The 21,201-nt window shown below is 34.4% G+C and carries 16 protein-coding genes; 14 read left to right on the top strand and 2 right to left on the bottom strand.

Annotated elements, in window-relative coordinates; all coding sequences use genetic code 11:
• Window positions 1-75 precede the first annotated feature (75 nt).
• Both HLK68_RS03770 and HLK68_RS03765 read right to left on the bottom strand, forming a co-directional pair.
• On the bottom strand, window positions 76-870 hold the full coding sequence (locus HLK68_RS03770) for a formate/nitrite transporter family protein (protein WP_006785124.1): 795 nt from the start codon (window positions 868-870) through the stop codon (window positions 76-78).
• Between the two features lie 328 nt (window positions 871-1,198).
• Window positions 1,199-1,984, bottom strand: a complete 786-nt coding sequence (locus HLK68_RS03765) for a YidC/Oxa1 family membrane protein insertase (RefSeq protein WP_129821385.1) — start codon at window positions 1,982-1,984, stop codon at window positions 1,199-1,201.
• A gap of 887 nt (window positions 1,985-2,871) precedes the next feature.
• Between HLK68_RS03765 and HLK68_RS03760 the strand changes: the two genes are divergently transcribed.
• The 14 genes from HLK68_RS03760 to HLK68_RS03695 all read left to right on the top strand — a co-directional run bounded on the left by HLK68_RS03760 (window position 2,872) and on the right by HLK68_RS03695 (window position 21,178).
• The gene (locus tag HLK68_RS03760) at window positions 2,872-3,663 is read left to right on the top strand and encodes a YidC/Oxa1 family membrane protein insertase (RefSeq protein WP_009607450.1); all 792 of its coding nucleotides are present in this window, start codon (window positions 2,872-2,874) and stop codon (window positions 3,661-3,663) included.
• Window positions 3,664-3,815: 152 nt separating this feature from the next.
• Window positions 3,816-5,225, top strand: coding sequence for a DUF7309 domain-containing protein (locus HLK68_RS03755; RefSeq protein WP_132942734.1), 1,410 nt, complete (start codon window positions 3,816-3,818; stop codon window positions 5,223-5,225).
• A 115-nt stretch (window positions 5,226-5,340) separates the two neighbouring features.
• Entirely contained in the window at window positions 5,341-7,125 is a 1,785-nt protein-coding gene (locus HLK68_RS03750; protein ID WP_006785120.1) for an aminopeptidase P family protein, read from the top strand.
• Between the two features lie 255 nt (window positions 7,126-7,380).
• Window positions 7,381-8,022, top strand: coding sequence for an HD domain-containing protein (locus HLK68_RS03745; protein WP_230311928.1), 642 nt, complete (start codon window positions 7,381-7,383; stop codon window positions 8,020-8,022).
• A gap of 316 nt (window positions 8,023-8,338) precedes the next feature.
• Window positions 8,339-9,682, top strand: coding sequence for a solute carrier family 23 protein (locus HLK68_RS03740; RefSeq protein WP_006785118.1), 1,344 nt, complete (start codon window positions 8,339-8,341; stop codon window positions 9,680-9,682).
• A 101-nt stretch (window positions 9,683-9,783) separates the two neighbouring features.
• Complete coding sequence (locus tag HLK68_RS03735) at window positions 9,784-10,662, top strand: aspartate carbamoyltransferase catalytic subunit (RefSeq protein WP_006785117.1); 879 nt, start codon at window positions 9,784-9,786, stop codon at window positions 10,660-10,662.
• Window positions 10,663-10,711: 49 nt separating this feature from the next.
• Window positions 10,712-11,992: a dihydroorotase gene (locus HLK68_RS03730; protein ID WP_009607444.1), complete on the top strand. Its 1,281-nt coding sequence runs from the start codon at window positions 10,712-10,714 to the stop codon at window positions 11,990-11,992.
• 14 nt (window positions 11,993-12,006) lie between these two features.
• On the top strand, window positions 12,007-13,071 hold the full coding sequence (locus HLK68_RS03725; protein WP_006785115.1) for a carbamoyl phosphate synthase small subunit: 1,065 nt from the start codon (window positions 12,007-12,009) through the stop codon (window positions 13,069-13,071).
• 52 nt (window positions 13,072-13,123) lie between these two features.
• Complete coding sequence (gene carB / locus HLK68_RS03720) at window positions 13,124-16,309, top strand: carbamoyl-phosphate synthase large subunit (RefSeq protein ID WP_009607439.1); 3,186 nt, start codon at window positions 13,124-13,126, stop codon at window positions 16,307-16,309.
• 497 nt (window positions 16,310-16,806) lie between these two features.
• The gene (locus tag HLK68_RS03715; RefSeq protein WP_006785322.1) at window positions 16,807-17,577 is read left to right on the top strand and encodes a dihydroorotate dehydrogenase electron transfer subunit; all 771 of its coding nucleotides are present in this window, start codon (window positions 16,807-16,809) and stop codon (window positions 17,575-17,577) included.
• Window positions 17,577-18,488, top strand: a complete 912-nt coding sequence (locus HLK68_RS03710) for a dihydroorotate dehydrogenase (RefSeq protein WP_132942733.1) — start codon at window positions 17,577-17,579, stop codon at window positions 18,486-18,488. The genes HLK68_RS03715 and HLK68_RS03710 overlap by 1 nt, the downstream gene beginning before the upstream one ends.
• 177 nt (window positions 18,489-18,665) lie before the next feature.
• Window positions 18,666-19,316: a hypothetical protein gene (locus HLK68_RS03705; protein WP_006785320.1), complete on the top strand. Its 651-nt coding sequence runs from the start codon at window positions 18,666-18,668 to the stop codon at window positions 19,314-19,316.
• Between the two features lie 169 nt (window positions 19,317-19,485).
• Entirely contained in the window at window positions 19,486-20,040 is a 555-nt protein-coding gene (locus HLK68_RS03700; RefSeq protein WP_055165272.1) for an RNA polymerase sigma factor, read from the top strand.
• Window positions 20,030-21,178, top strand: coding sequence for a hypothetical protein (locus HLK68_RS03695; RefSeq protein ID WP_132942732.1), 1,149 nt, complete (start codon window positions 20,030-20,032; stop codon window positions 21,176-21,178). Before HLK68_RS03700 ends, HLK68_RS03695 begins: the two co-directional genes overlap by 11 nt.
• The last annotated feature ends 23 nt before the right edge of the window (window positions 21,179-21,201 follow it).

Below are 21,201 nucleotides of genomic sequence, written 5' to 3'. Positions count from 1 at the left end.
TGTATCTCTATATTCAAAATCAATGGAATAAAATAAAAAAAATAAAAACACTGAAATTCAGTGTTTTTATTTTTTTTATACTTGTTGTTTTTTATATGCGTGAATAAAGTTAAAGTAATATGGAATAGCAATGATAAATCCACCAACAATATTCCCGATAGTAGCAATGAATAAATTCCATCCAATACCACCAAACGTAATATCAGCACCTAAAACTTTTCCCATTCCTAAAACAAACATATTAGCAATACAGTGTTCTACACCCATTAAAGCAAAGACTGCAACAACGATAACATTTAATAAAACTTTTCCTGTTACATCTTTAGCTGCATAAGATACATATACACCACCGGCAATTAAGATATTACATAAAATTGCACGGAAGAAAACTTCTGATGTTGAAAGTGTATGAATTTTTACTTCAGCAATATGCATAATATTTTCTGCAACCGTTGGACTAACACCATTTGTAAATAAACGAGCCCCGTATAGTAATCCAATAGCACATAAAATACCTAATAGGTTACCGACCCAAACTAGTACTAAATTCTTAATATAAGCACTTACTTTAACTTCTTTTTTAAAGCATGCTTTAGCAATTAATGTATTTCCAGTAAATAAATCTGCTCCCGTTAATAAAATTAAAATTAAAGCAATTGGGAATAAGAATGAACCGACAACTTTACCTACATAAGGGTCTGACATTTGACCATAAACTAGTAAATAAACTGTATATCCTAAGCCGATAAATAATCCAGCTAGCATACCAGAAATTAAAACAACACTATTTTTTCTAGATACTTTGTATTTACTTACTTCAACGACTTCATTCGCAATTTCTTTTGCTGATAACATACGTGGTTGTTGCATATTGTGCCCTCCATAATATTTTTTGTTTTTAAAAGATATCAGATATAAAGTATTACTTTCCTATTTTACAAATTTAACTTCTCTTCGACAAGAAAAAAAATCTATTTTCTTTATTAATCACTCATTTTATTTACGTTTTCATATAATTTCTTACATAAAAATTTAGTTGATATATGAGGGTGAATATTTATTATATATTAACTAGTATTTTAATTTGTAAAAGAGTTATACACAGAAGGAATTTATTATATAAAAAAAGAGAAACACTTTTTTGTGCTTCTCTTTTAAAAAATATGATTTTATTTAAATTAACTTATCTAAAATAAAATTATTTTTTCGCTTGTGGTTTTTTGAAAATTAAGTATTGAACAATCGTCATGATTTGTCCAGTTAAGAAGTATAATCCAAATGCAAATGGTGTTCCAATTGTGATTGAGAACATTGCAAATGGGAAGTAGTAAGTCATAACTTTCATCATCATATTGCTTGTTTGGTTTTGTTGAGCGCTAGAGGCCATGTTCTTATTCATCATACGTTGAGAAAGAATCGTTAATCCAGCTACAATGAATGCCAAAATATAGTTAGGCATTGTTCCAGTTGCTCCTAAGTTAATTCCGAAGAATTCCGCTGCAGCCGCATCTTTAATTAATGGATGACGAGAAATTGCTTGGTAGAATGCTAAGAAGACTGGCATTTGTAAGAATGGTAAAATACATCCCATCATTGGGTTATAGTTGTATTTTTTGTAAAGATCCATCATCTCAGTTTGCATTTTTGTTTGAGAAGCTTGATCTTTTTTGTTTTCATATTTCTTTTGAATTTTTTGCATCTCCGGTTGGATTTCTTGCATCACAGCCATTGATTTATTTGATTTTGAGTATAATGGCATTAAGATTAAACGAATAATTGCAGTCGCCAGGATAATCGCAAATCCTAGGTTTTGGCTTAATATGTTATATAAAAATGTAATGAATGTTGCTAATGGTAATACGAAGACCTTGTCCCATAAACCAGATGCTGTTTCAGATGTAATTGGAACTTGCGAAATACTACATCCTGATAATAATCCAACAGCTAAAACCAATGTTAATGTTAGACCTAATTTCTTTTTCAAGTGAATACCTTCTTTCCCCTAGTAGTGTTTATTGATATATTGTTAAGTCAATTAATTATCAAAACCAAGTCAAAACCAACAATATTCTAAACTTTCCATAATTATATTAAATACTTACAATAATGAGTATTATAAGTGAATTTAAGGGCTAATTCAATAAAAATTGTGTAAAAAAACTTTTAAAAATGAAGGGTTATCATTATAAAAAATTCTTTTAATGAAAAAAACACATAAATTAGAAGCAATTTTATTTAGATATAAAATTATAATTATTAGAATTTTTAACGATTATTTTTCTTTTCATTATTATTTTGATTATAAATGATTACTCATATTCTTTATTTTAAAAAAATATCTTAAAAATTTTCTAATTTAGGGATAAGAATGAGATAGATTGCTTTTGATGAGAGTTGAGGATAGTTTTATGAAGGAATCCTAGATAGATGGTAGCTTAATGTCAGAAAAATCAAATGATAAGCGATACCATGAATTTTTCAAATCAGAGGTTATGGATTCTCATAGCAATTAGAATGAATGGAGATAGAAGGACAAATTATTTATTTGATAAATTCTAGTTGTAGGTAAAAGTGGTAATTTAAAAAGCTTAGAAAAATGAAATGGATTTTAGCGTTCATGATGGTTTGGTATTCATAAATTTGAACTGAAGATATAGTCGATTTTACTTTTAAAGTGTTTAATAGAAAAAATGACGGTCATATCTTTATGAGTTGGAAAATATTTTTTATTAAATTGAAACAAGAGATATTATTCGACGAGGTTAGCTATTCTTTAATGCTATAGTATTTAAAAAGATTGATTCGAAGAGAGAATTTTTTAATCGGATATTTATCCAAATTGTTGCAAAGTTTTAGAAAGAGGGGAATTTTTTGAAAAAGAAGTTAAGTTTAGTTGTATCTTTAATCTTAGCGATAGGATTGATGACGGGGTGTTCTATTTCAACTAAATCTATTACTCCTGAGACGGCATCCGGTCTATGGGATAAGGTCTTTGTATTACCATTAGCAACATTCATTACATTTTTATATAACTTATTAAATCAAAATTTGGGACTTGCGATTATTTTAGCTACCGCTATTGTTCGGTTAGTTTTAATGCCATTATATTTGAAGTCAAATAAGACTTCAGCTATTATGCAAGAGATTCAGCCAGAGATGCAACGGATTCAAAAGAAATATGAAAATAAAACAGATCAAGCATCTCAAGTAAAAATGCAAACTGAGATGATGGATCTTTATAAAAAATATAATTTTAATCCGATGATGGGATGTATTTTGCCATTTTTACAAATGCCAGTCTTTTTAGCATTCTACCAGGCAATTTCTCGTCATCCATTAATTAAAGATGCAGCTGCATCTGAATTTTTAGGGGTTAATTTAGGTGCCACAGTACAACTGGCTAACTGGATTTTGGCCCTTATTGTAGCGGGGCTTTCAATTTATTCTCAGCGCTTGATGAATAAGAGTATGATGACTAATTCGTCTGCGCAACAAAATAAAACGAGTAATATGATGATGAAAGTAATGACTTATTATATGACATTTGCCATGTTTTCGATTACAATAGCGACTCCATTTGCGTTTGGACTCTATTTTTTAACAGGGTCCGTGATGCAAATTATTCAATTCTTTATTGTAAAAAGATCAACTTCTAACCAATAAACAATACATATAAACTGAGTGTTTAAGTGACTTAAGCTAGTTGAAGTCACTTTTTGTTTTTTTACCTCTGTAAAATTTAACATGATTCTTCGAGTAACGACATATTATTTACTAAGGATGATTAGTTTTAGTCGAGGAGAGGGTGAATTTAGATGGGAAATATCACGAATATTGAGCTACATCGTCTTTATGAAGCAGCCATTGCGTTTAGAGATTTAAAGCCGTGGACGTGGATGTATGCATCTCAGGTGTTTATTATTCATGACGATGAAAGGGATATTGATGGATTTTGTAGTATTATGGGAATGATGGGCGAACATTTCTCATTATCTGTGTATTTAGGTCCAAGTGGTTATCAATCATATCGATATTTGTATGATAAAGCAAGTTTAGCTTATATGGATCATGTCTTTATGAAAAGTGAAGTGAAACGTAATTGTTTAACAGTTAGTTTCGAAAATTCGGAAAACATGACAGATGTCGATGATGAACAAGCAATATTACTTGGATATGATTTTAAGGGAAAAAATCAGTTTCCACGCTTCAGATATCATCATCCAGGCGTTTACTCTTGGTATTTAACTGATGGATGGCAATGCCGTTTTTTAACGAAGGCGATAGAACAAGCTATAGTGGTGTCTAAGCTTTGTTTTCAAAAGGTGTTAAAGGTTCCTGAAATTTATGATGCAAAGTATTATATGCGTTATCATACAGATGAAGGTTGGAAATCTAAGTTTGTGGATGCGAGTCTATACCGCAAAAGTGTCTCAACTAAAAAAACAATTTTTCAAAATGATTTACTCGCCTATCGCTTAAAAAAATTGCCTCAGTTACTCGTCACATTAGAAGCCATTCAATTTTACTTACCAACTCCGGTTGTATCAGAAAACTCAAAGCAACCTTTCTATATGTTGGTGACAGCCTTTGTGGATTCTGAAGAAGGCCAATTGTTTTTCCTAGATATTCAGGAAACGGCAGCCCTTTATTTAACGGATACGATTAATGAGTTTGGAAAACAATTACTTGAACTTAAACTCAGACCATGCGAAATTGTCGCTGAAGATGAAGATACTTATGCATTACTTGAAGATTTTTGTCACCAAATTGATGTTAAGCTAACATTAAATCCACACGTTTTAAGAGCTCACGAATTTGCAGAATATATTTTTGAAGAGTTACAAACATCAGCAAATGAACCTAAAGCGATTGAAAGTGAAGAAATAACAGATGAAGAAAAATTAGTTAGTTTTGTAGAACAAATTACAGATACATTACAGACGCAACAAGCTTTAGATGACCTATCGCCTTCACAGCAACAACACTATAAAGTGATAACTCAGACGTTTGTTTTAGCTATGTATACTATTAAGGATCAAATTCCAAATGAATGGACATCCGATGCAGTAAAAGATATTTGTTTACATGTTCTTCCCGAACAATTAGATCTTAATTTATTACTGGATGCAGCTGCTGTTTTAAATCATTTTATCAGTGTTTTAGGAGAAGATGAAATCATTCCAAAATATCGTTCTTTGTTATTAGTTATTAACAATTGTTTATAATAATAAAACGACAGGTACTGTCGTTTTATTATTTTTCCAAAAATTACTGTTTGAGAAGGTTAAAGCATGTTACAATCATCGTAGTTTATCATTTGATTAGTAGGGAGCGAAAATAATGAACGTGAATGAGAAAATTAATTTATTAAGAAATATGATGAAAAATCATGGATTATCCGCGTATGTGATTCCGAGTTCTGATGCACATCTAAGTGAATATGTGGCGACACATTGGCAAGGTCGTGCGTATATGTCGGGATTTACAGGTTCTGCGGGGACACTTGTGATTACATTAGATGAGAGTGGACTTTTCACAGATGGACGTTACTTCATTCAAGCTGAAAATGAGTTAAAAGGAAGTGAGGTTAAGCTGTTTAAGATGGCACAACCGGGCGTTCCAACTATTAATGAGTATTTAGTTAGTGTGTTGAATGAAGGAGATACAGTAGGATTTGATGGGAAAGTATTATCTGTTGCGACTGTTAAAGAGATGAAAAAGGCGTTTGAAGCTAAACATCTTAAACTTAAAGTCGATGAAGATTTACTTGATTCTGTTTGGGAAAATCGTCCGGCAATTCCATCAACAGATGTATTTGTTCATGAAACTCAGTATACAGGATATAGTTGTCATGAAAAGTTGAGCATTGTACGCGAGGAAATGAAAAAAATATCGGCCAATGGTTATGTTTTAACAGCACTTGGAAGTATTGCTTGGTTATTTAATGTTCGAGGTGATGATATTTTATTCAATCCGCTTGTCGTTTCTTATGGCCTAGTACTTGAAAATGAAGCTTACTTATTTGTAGATAATCATCGTTTAAGTGAAGATGTTAAAACGTATCTAACTGAAAATGGTGTGACATTGAAAGATTACGCTCAAATTGATGAGGTGTTAAATCAATTAAGTGGTTCTATTTTATGTCCTGTTGATTCAATGAACTATTATTTATACGATATTTTAACGAAGAAACAAGAGGTAACAGTGATTGATGGACATGATATCGTTAATGAATTGAAAGCTGTTAAAAATAAAGTTGAGATTGAAAATACACATAATGCTCAAGTAAAAGATAGCGTAGCGTTAGTTGGTGCGGTTTGCGAGATTTATGAAAAGCTAGACTCAGAAGCGGGATTAACTGAATTCGATGTGCGTGAAATTTTAGAAGTTCATAGAAGCCGTCAACCATTAAATTATGGTTCAAGTTTTGGGGCTATTGTTGCTTACGGTGCAAATGCAGCTATGATGCATTATAATCCAACGAAAGAGAATTGTACGAAACTTGATAAAAAAGGATTCCTGCTTATTGATTCAGGAGGGCAATATCTTGATGGAACGACGGATATTACAAGAACTTTTGTGCTTGGTGAGTTGACTGATGAAGAAAAATTACATTACACACTTGTTTTAAAAGGACATATTAATCTGTGTAAAGCAGTCTTCCAAAAAGGATGTACAGGTGGAAATCTTGATATTTTAGCTCGTCAACCAATTTGGGAGTATGGATTAGACTATCGTTGTGGAACAGGTCATGGGGTTTCTTATTTCGGTGGGGTTCATGAAGGTCCACAAGGGTTTAGATTAACGCAAACTGTTCCATTAAAACCGGGAATGATGATTACGAATGAACCAGGAATTTATGAGGAGGGTCGTCACGGAATTCGTATTGAAAATACGTTATTAGTTGTAGAACGTAATGCAACAGAATATGGTGAGTTTTATGAATTTGAAACTATTTCATACTTCCCGATTGATACGAGAGCGGTTGATGTAACATTAATGACAGAATCAGAATTAGCATGGTTAAATCAGTATCATCAAAAAGTGTTAGACGTTTTATCACCTAATTTAGAAGGACGCGAATTAGAGTGGTTAGTCGAACAAACAAAACCTTTAACAAAATAAATGAGGAAAAGACTAATTTCTCGGGAAATTAGTCTTTTTTTTTAACTATAGTAGAAGGAGTAGATGGTTTTTATCGTTTTAGAGTGGGGCGTATTATTTAATAATTTATAATAAAAACAAAATTATCATTAAAATATTACCTATAATTATATAGTAGATGGATTAGTAAAAATTAGATAGTGAATAGTTGAGAATACTAAAAGATGAAATGTTATAATGAAAGACTAAAAGACAACTAAGAAAGTGCCGGTGAGTATGATGGAACAAGTTTTTGATCGTATCGTTGAATTTTTAGAAAGTGAGTTAGGCGTAGATTCGAGTGGACATAGTATTGATCATGCCCTTCGTGTTTCTAGAATCGCTAAACATATTTCTAAAAGAGAAGGAGGAAATGAACGTGTTATTTTAATTTCGGCATTAGTTCATGATGTGATTGATGCGAAATTATTTGAAGATGTTGTTGCTCAAAAAGCTAAGTTATTTTTGTTTTTACAAATGATTGGATGTACACAGTCTGAGTTAGAGCAAATTTTTTATATAATTGAAAATATTTCTTATAAAGGGGGGAATGGAGAAGCTGTTAAAACTTTAGAGGCCCAAATTGTTCAAGATGCTGATCGTTTAGATGCAATTGGAGCAATTGGGATCGGTCGTACGTTTATGTATGGTGGAGCAAAAGGTTCTAAAATGTTCGATGAAGATATTGAACCCGTAGATTTTTTAGATGAGGCTGCGTATCGTGCACATCAAGGAACAGTAATTAATCACTTTTATGAAAAATTATTTAAATTAAAGGATTTAATGAATACAGAGACGGCAAAAGAAATTGCCAACCATCGTCATCAAGTAATGGAGTCATTTGTTAAAGAATTTTTAAGTGAATGGTTTTTTGTATAAAAACGTTTTTCTGTCGAAACATGTATTTGTCGTTCAGGAGTTGTTGACATTTTAAAAGAATTCTCCTATAATAACCAAGAAAGCTTTAATTCGGTCCCGTGAGGCTGAGAAGAACACGTTAATAGATAATAGATATTTTATATCTTCCTTTAATGGAACTCGTGTATCCTCTTTTGGCCTACCTATAAGCTAAAAGGGGATTTTTTTGTATAATAAAAGGCTTCATCGAGCATCTGCTCGTTGAAGGTGGATTGAAGATTAAGCCAATTCTTATACAGAAAAAATAAAGCTAAAAAAGAAAAGAAGGGTGATTATTATGGAAAAGAAGTTAGTTTTAGATGTCCATGAAAAACCAAAAGCATTACACTGGATTGCATTAAGTATTCAACACGTTTTAGCCATGTTTGGATCAACAGTTTTGGTCCCAATTTTAACAGGATTACCAGTAAGTTTAGCTTTAATTTCATCAGGAATTGGAACTTTATTTTATATTTTTGTAACAAAAGGAAAATCACCAGTCTATTTAGGATCATCATTTGCGTATATTGCTCCAATTACAGCAGCTTTAGCATTAAGTGCAACAGGAGTAGCAGACGGAGCTAATTATGGGGCCGTGATGGGCGGATTAATGATGGTTGGGTTAGTTTATATGTTTATTGCGGTCATCATTAAATTTGTCGGAACTGATTGGTTAAATAAAATTTTACCACCAGTTGTTATCGGACCAACAATTATGGTTATCGGATTAAGTTTAGCAGGAACTGCGGTAAATATGGCATCAGAACATATCGTAGTTGCATTAATCACATTGCTAACAGCCGTTATCGTGTCAACTTATACAAAAGGATTATTACAACTACTCCCAATCTTTAGTGGAATTGTAGCAGGATATATTTCAGCGGTGTGCTTTAACTTAGTTGATTTCACACCAGTTGCACAGGCGAACCTATTCGAACTTCCAAGCTTTGCTTTTTTACATTCAAAGCCAGTCTTTAGCTTAGAAGTAGCAGCGATTATGATTCCGGTTGCAATTGTAACCATTACAGAGCATATCGGAGATCACTTAGTTCTTGGCACAATCGTTGGACGAGACTTAACAAAAAATCCTGGATTACATCGAACATTAATTGGGGATGGGGTTGCAACATTTATGGCTGGATTCATTGGCGGACCAGCAAATACAACATACGGTGAAAATACTGGAGTTATTGGTTTAACAAAAGTAGCTTCTGTTTGGGTTATCGGTGGGGCAGCAATTGTCGCTTTCACGCTAGGATTCATCGGAAAATTTACAGCATTAGTTCAAACAGTACCAAGCGCGGTTATGGGTGGAGTTAGTATCTTACTATTTGGAGTTATTGCTTCATCAGGTGCACGTGTCTTAATCAATAATCAAATCGACTTTGGAAAACAACGTAACTTGATTATCGGTGCGGTTATTTTAATCACAGGAATCGGTGGATTAACAATTAACATTGGACAAATCACTTTATCAGGAATGGCATTGGCTGCGATTATCGGTGTTATCTTACACTTAATCTTACCTGAAAAAGAAGCTTCTTACGGGCCAAGTTCTAGAACAACTGAATGTGAATTAGAAGTAGCAGAAGAATCTGTATCTTCTACTGTTGTGAAGGCAAAACCAACTGTGACTAATTAGTCTTTTATAAAAGAGTCAGCTTTTGTGCTGATTTTTTTATAACCAAATTTCAAGAAAAATATAGAAAATAAGGAAAAATATTGTAGAAAAAGGTGGTAAGAATGACTCAAGTGAAGCATTTAACACGATTATCTGATTTAACGATTGAAGAAATTATGACTATTTTAGAAACAGCAAATCAATATGCTGAAGGTGGGAATGTACCACAATTAACAGGCAAAGTAGTAGCAAATTTATTCTTTGAACCAAGTACAAGAACTCAGTATTCATTTGCGATGGCTGAACATAAAGTGGGGCTCCACACATTAGATTTTACGGCAGAAACTTCGAGCGTTCAAAAAGGAGAAACGCTTTATGACACAGTTAAAACATTTGAAGCCATCGGAGTAGATGGAGTTGTTATCCGTCACCCACAAAATAACTACTTTGATGAACTGATTCCAAATCTCAACATTCCAATATTCAATGGTGGAGATGGAAGTGGTAATCATCCGACGCAGTCATTACTTGATTTACTCACTATCCTTCAAGAGTATGGGGAATTTGAAGGATTAAAGATTGCAATTGTTGGAGATATTGCTCACTCACGCGTTGCACATACAAATATTGAAGTGATGAATCGATTAGGAATGGAAGTTCATGTGGTAGCACCGGAACAATTCCAGGAGGTTGGGTACCATTGGGAAACATTAGATGAAGTGATTGAGGAAATGGATATTATCATGCTACTTCGAGTTCAACACGAACGTCACGATAATGGGATGAGCTTAACAAAAGAAGAGTATCATCAGCAATATGGATTAACAGTAGAACGTGAAAAACGTATGAAAGATGGAGCGATTATTATGCATCCGGCACCATTTAACCGTGGAGTAGAGATTGCAAATGAAGTCGTCGAATGTGAACGAAGTCGAATCTTTAAACAGATGGAAAACGGAGTTTATGTTCGTATGTCAGTTTTAACTCATTTATTAGGATAAAAGTCATCGAGCGAATATGATTACAAATTTTGAGTAGGAAGTGATTGGGATGATACTTTTAAAAAATGGAAAACGTGTTAATGAACACGGTGAGTTCGAATCAGTTGAAATTTTAATCAACAAAGGGATGATAAAAAAAATAGCTGATCATATTGAGGAAACATCAGCAACCGTATATGACTTAAAAGGAAAATTAGTTGCACCTGGATTAATTGATGTACATGTTCATCTAAGAGAACCGGGATATGAAAGAAAAGAGACAATTGAAACAGGGACGGAAGCGGCAGCCCGTGGCGGATACACCACAATAGCAGCGATGGCTAATACCATCCCAGTCCCAGATACACTTGAAAATGTTTCATATATTGAAAATTTAATTAAACAAAGTGCAAAGGTACGTGTTTTACCTTACGGAGCGATTACGATTGGGGAGCGCGGTGAGGAAATCGTCGACGTTGAGGGATTATCAAATACAAGTATTTTAGGATTCTCAGATGATGGGAGAGGAATTCAAGAAGCTGGTGTAATGTATCAAGCTATGCAACGTGCGAAGGCAGTTAATAAACCAATCGTTGCTCACTGTGAGGATGATAGTTTATTATTTGGCGGTTATTTACACGAGGGAGAATATGCTAAGGCAAATGGACATCGTGGAATTTTATCAGTTAGTGAATCAGCACAAATTGCACGAGATATTATGTTAGCACAGGCGACAGGAGTTCATTATCATATCTGTCATATCAGTACAAAGGAAAGTGTTGAGTTAGTTCGTTTTGCAAAATCACAAGGTATTAATGTAACAGCTGAAGTTTCACCACATCACTTAATTTTATGTGATATGGATATTCAAAACGATGATCCAAACTTTAAAATGAATCCGCCACTACGCAGTGATGAAGATCGTGCGGCATGTATTGCAGGACTTCTCGATGGAACGATTGATGTCATTGCAACAGACCACGCACCACACCATGAAGATGAAAAAGCGTGGGGGCTTGAAACAGCGCCGTTTGGAATTGTTGGACTTGAAACAGCATTCCCGCTACTTTACACTCACTTCGTTAAGACGAATAAAATGAGTTTAAAACAATTACTTGACTGTATGAGTACTAAACCGGCTCAAATCTTTGACTTACCATATGGAACGTTGAATATAGGTGTAAGTGCAGATATTACAGTCATTGATTTAGATAAAGAGAGGGAGATTGATCCGAAAACATTTAAATCAAAAGGAAAAAATACACCATTTACTGGTTATAAAACAATGGGATGGCCAGTCATGACTTTAGTAGAAGGAAAAATTGTTTATATTGAGTCTGAGATGAACTAACAGGAGGGTTAAAAATGTATAATCGTAAGCTTGTATTAGAAGATGGAACAGTATTTTTAGGAACGGCATTTGGATGCACAGATTCAGTGATTGGAGAAGTCGTATTCAATACTGGAATGACAGGATATCAAGAAATTTTATCTGATCCATCATATTTTGGTCAGATGGTTACGATGACATATCCTCTTATTGGAAACTACGGAATTAATGATCATGACTTCGAATCATTCTCACCATCAGCATCTGCAATTATTGTAAAAGAATATTGTGAAGTGCCGTCTAACTGGCGTAAAACAAAAACATTAAGTCAATTTTTAGAAGCAAAGAAAGTTCCAGGACTTTGCAATGTTGATACGCGAGCATTAACTATCAAAATCCGAGAGCATGGGGCTATTCGCGGAATGATTGCTGACATTAACTTAAGTGATGAAGAAATTTTGGCCAAGTTAAAAGCAACACCTGTTTTAAATCGTCATGTTGAGCATGTTTCAACCAAAATGGTTTATACAGCACCAGGATCAGGGCACCGAGTTGTCTTAGTAGACTTCGGAGTAAAAAAAGGAATTGTGCGTGAATTAACAGCTAGAGGATGCGAAGTGGTTGTGGTTCCATTCGATACAACAGCTGAAGCAATTGAATTGTTAAATCCAGATGGAGTCGTATTAAGTAATGGTCCTGGAGACCCAAAAGATGTCGTTGAGGCCTTACCAATGATTCGCAAAATTCAAACGAAATACCCATTATTCGGAATCTGCTTAGGTCATCAATTATTTGCCTTAGCAAATGGAGCAGATACGAAGAAAATGAAGTTTGGACACCGTGGATGTAATCACCCAGTAAAAGATTTACTGACAAATAAAGTGCATATCACATCACAAAACCACGGATATGAGGTAGACCGTGATTCAGTTGAAGGGACAGATTTAGAGGTAACTCATGTTGCTTTAAATGATAATACTGTTGAAGGATTATCACATAAAACATATAAAGCATTCACAGTACAATACCATCCTGAAGCATCTCCAGGACCAGATGATGCAAGTTACTTATTTGATCGATTCATTTCAAATTTAAAATAATCCCTTTTTTGGATTAAGGATGAGAAGAATAATTTATTAGGAGGAATACACTATGCCAAAACGTACGGATATTAATCGCATTTTAGTTATTGGGTCAGGGCCAATTATTATCGGACAAGCAGCTGAGTTTGACTATGCGGGGACACAAGCTTGCCAATCTTTAAAAGAAGAAGGATATGAAGTGATTTTAGTTAACTCAAATCCTGCGACAATTATGACGGATACAGAAGTTGCCGATAAAGTTTATATGGAGCCTTTAACAAAAGAATTCCTAAGTAAAATTATTCGTAAAGAACGCCCAGATGCAGTGCTTCCATCGCTTGGAGGACAAACAGGGTTAAATTTAGTTGTTGAATTAGCTGAAGATGGAATTTTAAGAGAATGTAACGTTGAAATTTTAGGAACAGATTTATCAGCGATTAAAAAAGCAGAAGACCGCGATTTATTTCGTGAGTTAATGTTTGAATTAAAACAGCCGATTCCAGAATCAGAAATTGTTAATACAGTCGAAGAAGCCGTAGCTTTTGCTAATACAATCGGATATCCAATTATTGTTCGTCCTGCTTTTACACTTGGAGGAACAGGTGGGGGAATCGTTGCCGATGAAGCTGCACTACGTGTTACAGTTGAAAATGGATTAAATTTATCTCCAGTAACGCAATGTTTAATTGAAAAATCAATTGCAGGATATAAAGAGATTGAATATGAAGTTATGCGTGATGCAAATGATAATGCAATTGTGGTTTGTAATATGGAAAATTTTGATCCAGTTGGAATCCATACGGGAGATTCAATTGTCGTGGCGCCTTCTCAAACATTAGCAGATCGCGAATATCACATGTTACGCGAAGTGTCATTAACGATTATTCGCGCCTTAGGAATTGAAGGAGGATGTAATGTTCAGTTAGCTTTAGATCCTCATAGCTTCAATTATTATGTTATTGAGGTAAATCCACGTGTTTCTCGTTCCTCAGCACTAGCGTCAAAGGCAACAGGATATCCAATCGCTAAGATTGCAGCCAAAATTGCAGTGGGATTAACACTAGATGAAATTATCAATCCAGTAACTGGTGTTTCTTATGCTTGCTTTGAGCCTGCACTTGACTATGTGGTTGCAAAAATTCCACGTTGGCCATTCGATAAATTTAACTCAGCGAATCGTCGTTTAGGAACTCAGATGAAAGCGACTGGAGAGGTTATGGCGATTGGTCGTAACTTTGAAGAGGCATTATTAAAGGCAGTTCGTTCACTGGAGACAAAAGTGTATCATGTCGAATTGAAATCTTTAAAAGAAGAATCTGACGAAATTTTATGGAAACGTACGAAGGAAGCGGATGATGAGCGATTATTTGTCATCAGTGAATTAATTCGCCGTGGGGCTTCGATTAATGAGATTCATGAAGTGACGAAAATAGATTTATTCTTCTTAACAAAATTAAAAGGGATTATTGATTTTGAATCAGTGATTAAAGAAAATCCATGGAATTTAGATATCTTAGGACAAGCTAAACGTATGGGATTTGCTGATATTACGATTGCAAAGTACTGGGGAAGTACAGAGCTTGAAGTTTATAACTTCCGTAAAGAAAAATCAATAATGCCAGTTTATAAAATGGTTGATACATGTAGTGCGGAATTTGAATCAAAAACACCTTACTACTATGGAACTTATGAAACATTCAATGAGTCTAAGCGCACAGATAAACCAAGTGTTGTCGTGTTAGGATCAGGACCAATTCGTATCGGACAAGGGGTAGAGTTCGATTACGCAACTGTTCACTGTGTTATGGCTATTCAACAAGCAGGTTACGAAGCGATTATTATTAATAACAATCCGGAGACAGTATCTACGGACTTCTCAATTTCAGATAAATTATACTTTGAACCCTTAACAATCGAAGATGTCATGCATGTGATTGATTTAGAACAACCAGAGGGAGTTATCGTTCAGTTCGGTGGGCAAACAGCGATTAACTTAGCTTCTAAATTACAAGAGCGTGGCATTAAAATTTTAGGAACATCTTTAGAAAATATCGATCGTGCAGAAGATCGCGATCAATTTGAAAAATTATTACGCGAATTAGAAGTGCCACAACCATTAGGTTCAACTTGTCAATCAGTTGAAGGTGCTTTAGAAATTGCAAACCGAATCGGGTATCCAGTTTTATTACGTCCTTCATATGTACTCGGTGGACGTGCGATGGAAATTATTGATAACGATGCAGAAATCGAGCGTTACATGAAAGAAGCTTTAAAAGAGAATGGAGAAAATCCAATCTTAATCGATCGTTATTTAACTGGGAAAGAGGTAGAAGTTGATGCTATTTCAGATGGTGAGAATGTGTATATTCCAGGTATTATGGAACACATTGAACGTGCAGGGGTTCACTCAGGAGACTCGATGGCAGTTTATCCACCACAAACATTATCAGATAAAGTTATGGAATTATTAGTCGATTATACAACGCGTATTGCACGCGGATTAAAAATTGTTGGATTGTTAAATATCCAGTTCGTTGTGACAAAAGAAGAAGAAGTTTATGTTCTTGAAGTAAACCCACGTTCTTCTCGTACGGTGCCATTTTTAAGTAAAATTACAAATGTACCAATGGCAAATATTGCGACAAAAGCAATCCTTGGAAAATCATTAGTAGAACAAGGGTATGAGACAGGATATCATCCACATTCTGAAGGTGTTTATGTAAAAGCTCCAGTGTTCTCATTCTCGAAATTACGTAAAGTAGATATCTCTTTAGGCCCAGAGATGAAGTCAACAGGAGAAGCAATCGGAAAAGATAAAACATTAGAGAAAGCTTTATACAAAGCATTAGTTGCAGCGGGAATGAAAATGCCAATGCATGGACGTATTCTATTCACAATCGGTAACAGAGATAAAGAAGAAGCCGTTGAATTAGCTCGTAATTTTACAGAAATCGGATACGAATTAATCTCCACAGCAGGAACTTGTAAAATGTTACATGAACACGGAATCTATGCGACACCAATCGGTAAGATTGGAGAAGAGGGACGCACTGTTTTAGATGTGATTCGTGGGCAAAAAGTTCAATTCGTTATCAATACATTCTCAACAAGTAAAAAAGATAAAATTACAGATGGATTCTTAATTCGTCGTGAAGCGGTAGAAAACAACATTCCATGTTTAACATCACTTGATACTGCTAAAGCCGTATACAAAGTATTAGAATCAATGAGCTTCGCCATTGATGCATCTAAATAGCTCTAATCGAACGTCAGGGAGATTTAGACTATGTTGTCCAGCACCATTTGTCCCCATGAAAGAGAAATAGGAGTCGGGCTAAATAGCTCTAATCGAACGTCAGGGAGATTTAGACTATGTTGTCCAGCACCATTTGTCCCCATGAAAGAAAAATGGGAGTCGGGCTAAATAGCTCTAATCGAGCATCAGAGAGATTTAGACTATGTTGTCCAGCGCCATTTGTCCCCATGAAAGAGAAATAGGAGTCGGGCTAAATAGCTCTAATTGAACTTTAGATAAACTTCATTGTTTATAAAACCGACATCACAAGATGTCGGTTTCAATAAGCAAGATTTCAATAAATCTGTTATATATAGAAAACGATAAATCTTTCATATTTCAGTCAGTCTTGGATGCACGTATTTGAGACGGATATTAAGACATTCTATAGAAGCGTTAAAAGTTTTTACGCTGTGAAAAACTTAACGCTTCTTATATATAAGGAGAGAAACTAAACCATGCGTAAAGTACAGAAGATGACGATTGTCAGTCAAAAAATGATTGCAAAAAATGTTTTTGAATTAGTATTAAGTGGTGACTTAGTTGAGTGCATGTTACAAGCTGGGCAGTTTGTTAATATTAAAATTAATGAGGTGGCTTATCCACTTTTAAGACGTCCAATCTCAATTTGTCATATTGATTATGAATTAAATCAGTTTACTGTCATCTACCGTGCTGAGGGTGAAGGAACAAAACTGTTATCTTTAAAAACTGCAGGTGAATTAGTTGATATTTTAGGTCCTCTTGGGACAGGATTTGAAATTGATGAAGTTCAAACTTCTGAGACAGTTGTGTTAGTCGGAGGTGGAATTGGGGTTCCGCCAATGTATGAAATGGCTAAGCGTCTAAATGCTAAAGGCGTTAAAGTAATCAGTGTGCTTGGATTTGCATCAAGTGCCGATGTTTTTTATGAAGAAGAATTTAAGAAGTTTGCAGAAGTATATATCGCAACAATGGACGGAAGCCATGGATTTAAAGGAAATGTTGTGGAGTTAATGAAGTCTGAAAATTTAGAATTTGATTGGATTTTTGGATGTGGACCAAAGGTGATGTTAAAAGCAATCGAAACAGAATACGGTCAAACGAAAAAAGGATATTTATCGTTTGAAGAGCGTATGGCTTGTGGAATTGGAGCTTGCTACGCTTGTGTTTGCCAGTTAAATAACGGAAAAATGGCACGTGTCTGTAAAGAAGGACCAGTCTTTAAACTTGGGGAGGTAGCACTATAATGAATCGTTTAGCAGTTAATTTACCTGGATTAGAATTAAAAAATCCTGTTATTCCGGCATCTGGATGTTTTGGTTTTGGACGTGAGTTTGCAGAGTATTATGATTTGTCTCGTCTTGGATCAATTATGATTAAAGCGGCTACTGATGAAGCGCGTGTCGGGAATCCAACTCCACGAGTTGCTGAAACACCAGGTGGAATGTTAAATGCCATCGGATTACAAAATCCAGGTGTTGATGTAATTATTGAACGTGAATTACCATTTTTAGAGCAATATGATTTACCAATTATCGCAAACGTAGCAGGAAAAACGTTAGAAGAGTACGTGACAGTTGCTAAAAAAATCTGTCAGGCTCCAAATGTGGCAGCACTTGAAATTAATATTTCTTGTCCAAACGTTAAAGAAGGTGGAATTGCCTTTGGAACTGATGCAACAGTAGCCGCAGAATTAACAAAAGCAATTAAAGAAGTTTCAACGGTACCAGTTTACATTAAATTATCTCCAAATGTAACAAATGTTGTTGAAATCGCAAAAGCAGTTGAAGCAGCAGGAGCTGATGGAATTACGATGATTAATACACTTCTTGGAATGCGATTCGATATGAAAACAGGAAAACCAATACTAGCAAATGGAACAGGTGGATTATCAGGACCAGCTATTAAACCAGTAGCTCTTCGTATGATTCACGATGTTTACAAAAATGTTAATATCCCAATCATCGGAATGGGTGGAATTGAAACAGCAGAAGATGTATTAGAATTCTTCTATGCAGGAGCAAGCGCAGTCGCTGTTGGAACAGCAAACTTCATTAACCCATATGTATGTGTGGATATTATTGAGCAATTACCAGCCGTACTTGATAAATACGGATTCGAAAAATTAAGTGACGCAACGGGATATGCTCATAAATAAGATCCTACTAATTTGCAATACGTCTTTTTAGTTTGCTAGGGTTAATTAAATATAGATAAAAGGAATAGCTCGTTTAGTGGGAAACGAACTATTCCTTTTTTGTTATAAGATGCCGAATTTAAATTAAGAGAATCGGTGCAGTGTATAATAAAGTTAAATGTGGGGGAGGGGATTACTATGCGTAAATATAGGTTGAGTTTATTATTAATCATATGTTTTATGATGATGGGATGTAGTCAGCAACCAGTTGAACAAGAAGTTATTGAAGAAACTGTGGATAATGAAAATCAGTTAGAGGTATTAGCCGAATTTATACCTGAGTTAAAGTTGGAAACTCTTAATTTACAAAATTTAGAACCTTATGAGGTGAGATATACTCCTTATGAAAGTGATTGTGGTATTTATACGGGAGTAAATAACATTGATTTACGTATTGAGGAGTATTATAACGAAAATACCAGGACGTATTCTTATGTATTAACGGTAGAGGAAAAGGAATTAGAAGAAGATTCGGAGTTTGTACCATACAAAATAATTAAGATTCAAGTTGGAACACTGCCAGATGAGGAAAAAGGAATTTATACGTTGAGTACAACAAGTCCACTTTATATAAATCTAGAGTATAGAGAAGCATTCGAAATGAATTTTTATGGACAAAATTATTTTTTGTTTAGTTCAAGTAATCGATTATTTGATGAAGAGTTTCGAGTGGAATTACTCATGGTTAATCAGGAGCCGCTTGATGATTATGAACCTTACTCACAGACGTTTCGCTTAATCAATACATCTAGTAGAGGGAATAATAGTTATACGATATTAACGGATTAGGAAATAACTTATTAAATTGAAGACTTCGAATGAAGTCTTTTTATTTTTAATCTAGTCTAAGCTAAGTCTGGTCTTCATCTTTTTTATGTTAAAATTTATTTAAAAATGAAGAATGTGGATTAGTTGTTTCGGATATATGGGTGACACGTGTTAAGGGAGGTATTTTTAGGTGGAGATTGAGCAAGTCATTGAGGAAGTGCTAAACAATCATAATGCTTATGAGAAAATCATTGATGTTTATTATACAGATATTTATCAGTATGTTTTGAAACAGATTGGGGATGTGGAAGTAACGAAGGAGCTTTGTCAGGATATCTTTTTTGAGACTTATCGCTCTTTGAAACGTTATGATAAGAAAAAGGCGAGTTTTAGAACATGGCTATACAAAATTGCGAATTATCGTTGCATTGATTATCTACGAAGTCGAGCCTATAAATATCAAGCTGATTCTTTCGATGAAGCGATCAAGACTATAGCTGATAACTCAAACGATGTGTTAACAACATTAATTCAGCAAGAAAAGACGCAGACAGTGAACGAACTGATGCGTCGTTGTTTAAAACCCAAGCATGAACGCATTATGAGATATTACTTTTATGCTGATTTATCAGTTGGGGAAATTTCTATTCTTGAAAAAATGCCAACTAAAACGATTTATACGATTATTAATAGAAGTTTAGAAAAGTTAAAACAAGAATTAGGAGGGGATTTTAATGAAAGATAAACTCATAGAAGAACAAAAGAAAATCATTATGAATCGGATTCAGAATTATGAGAATAAAAAACGTAAAAATTTTAAACCGATGATTTTAGTAGCCGCTGTTTTATTAATTTTTATGATGCCACTGTTTTCAACTTCATCAAGCTCTTTTGGAATTACGCAAATTAATGCAAATGAATATACGCTAAATATTTTTGGGGATAAAGTTCATTTTAAATTTTATGCTTTGATGGAAAATCCAAATAAAATATTGATTAATGATGAGACGTCTTACTATGAAGGATTTCAAAAGTATTTTGATCTAACTTCAAAATTTAAATTAGAGCCGATTGAAATTGAAGGATACCTATTTTTGAAGATGATGAAAGGCAATGAAGTCATCAGTTATTTATATGTGGATAACTATGATGAGCATACTAGGTCTGTGCAAATGATAGATCGAAAGTTTTCTAATTTTGAAAGTGAGATACGTGAAATCATAGAAAATGTGAAGGTTTATCCATATGAGATAACGATTGAATCTGGTGGTTGGTGCAGGGTCGAGGCAAATCAGGATGCATGGGAATTGAGTGAAAAAGAATTAGAGGATTATTTGTGGTTTAAAGAGATGCAATTACGTGTTTGGTCATCAGAGCCCATTGATGAGTATGAGGTTGTTATTTATTTAGATGAAGCGGGCAATATGATAAACACGGGACATGTGATTGGACGATATAGTGAAGAGTTAGGTGTAGATTTTGCTGTTAATCCAACAGGTACGTTATCAGGTCATGACGAGGTAAATGGGCTGAAGATTGCATCGTATAAATATTTATTTGAAGAAATGGACGGAATACCTTGGGTAGCGGCGATGAAAATTGATTTTGGGCATTTAAATCCTGATGATTATGAGGTGAGATTGAACATTAATGATGAGATTGTTTCGTTGCAATGGTCTCTAAAAGATGAGGGAATCCTTTATTTAGCTTCTGAATTTATGCCATTAAATCAAAGGACAGAAAATATAGGGGGACAAAATGAATCAACTGTTCCGGTTGAAATGTATGTTGAATTATTAATTGTGGATAAATTAACAGGCGAAGTTTTAGTTAATTATAGTGACTATAATAGTATGGGTCCAACGATATATGAAGAACCTTAAAAGGGTCATCTCTATGCGAGATG

Origin of the sequence: Turicibacter sanguinis, from assembly GCF_013046825.1 — a bacterium.
Taxonomy (GTDB): domain Bacteria; phylum Bacillota_I; class Bacilli_A; order MOL361; family Turicibacteraceae; genus Turicibacter; species Turicibacter sanguinis.
The sequence above is the reverse complement of the archived record's forward strand: the minus strand, read 5'-3'. Positions and strand labels throughout refer to the sequence as shown.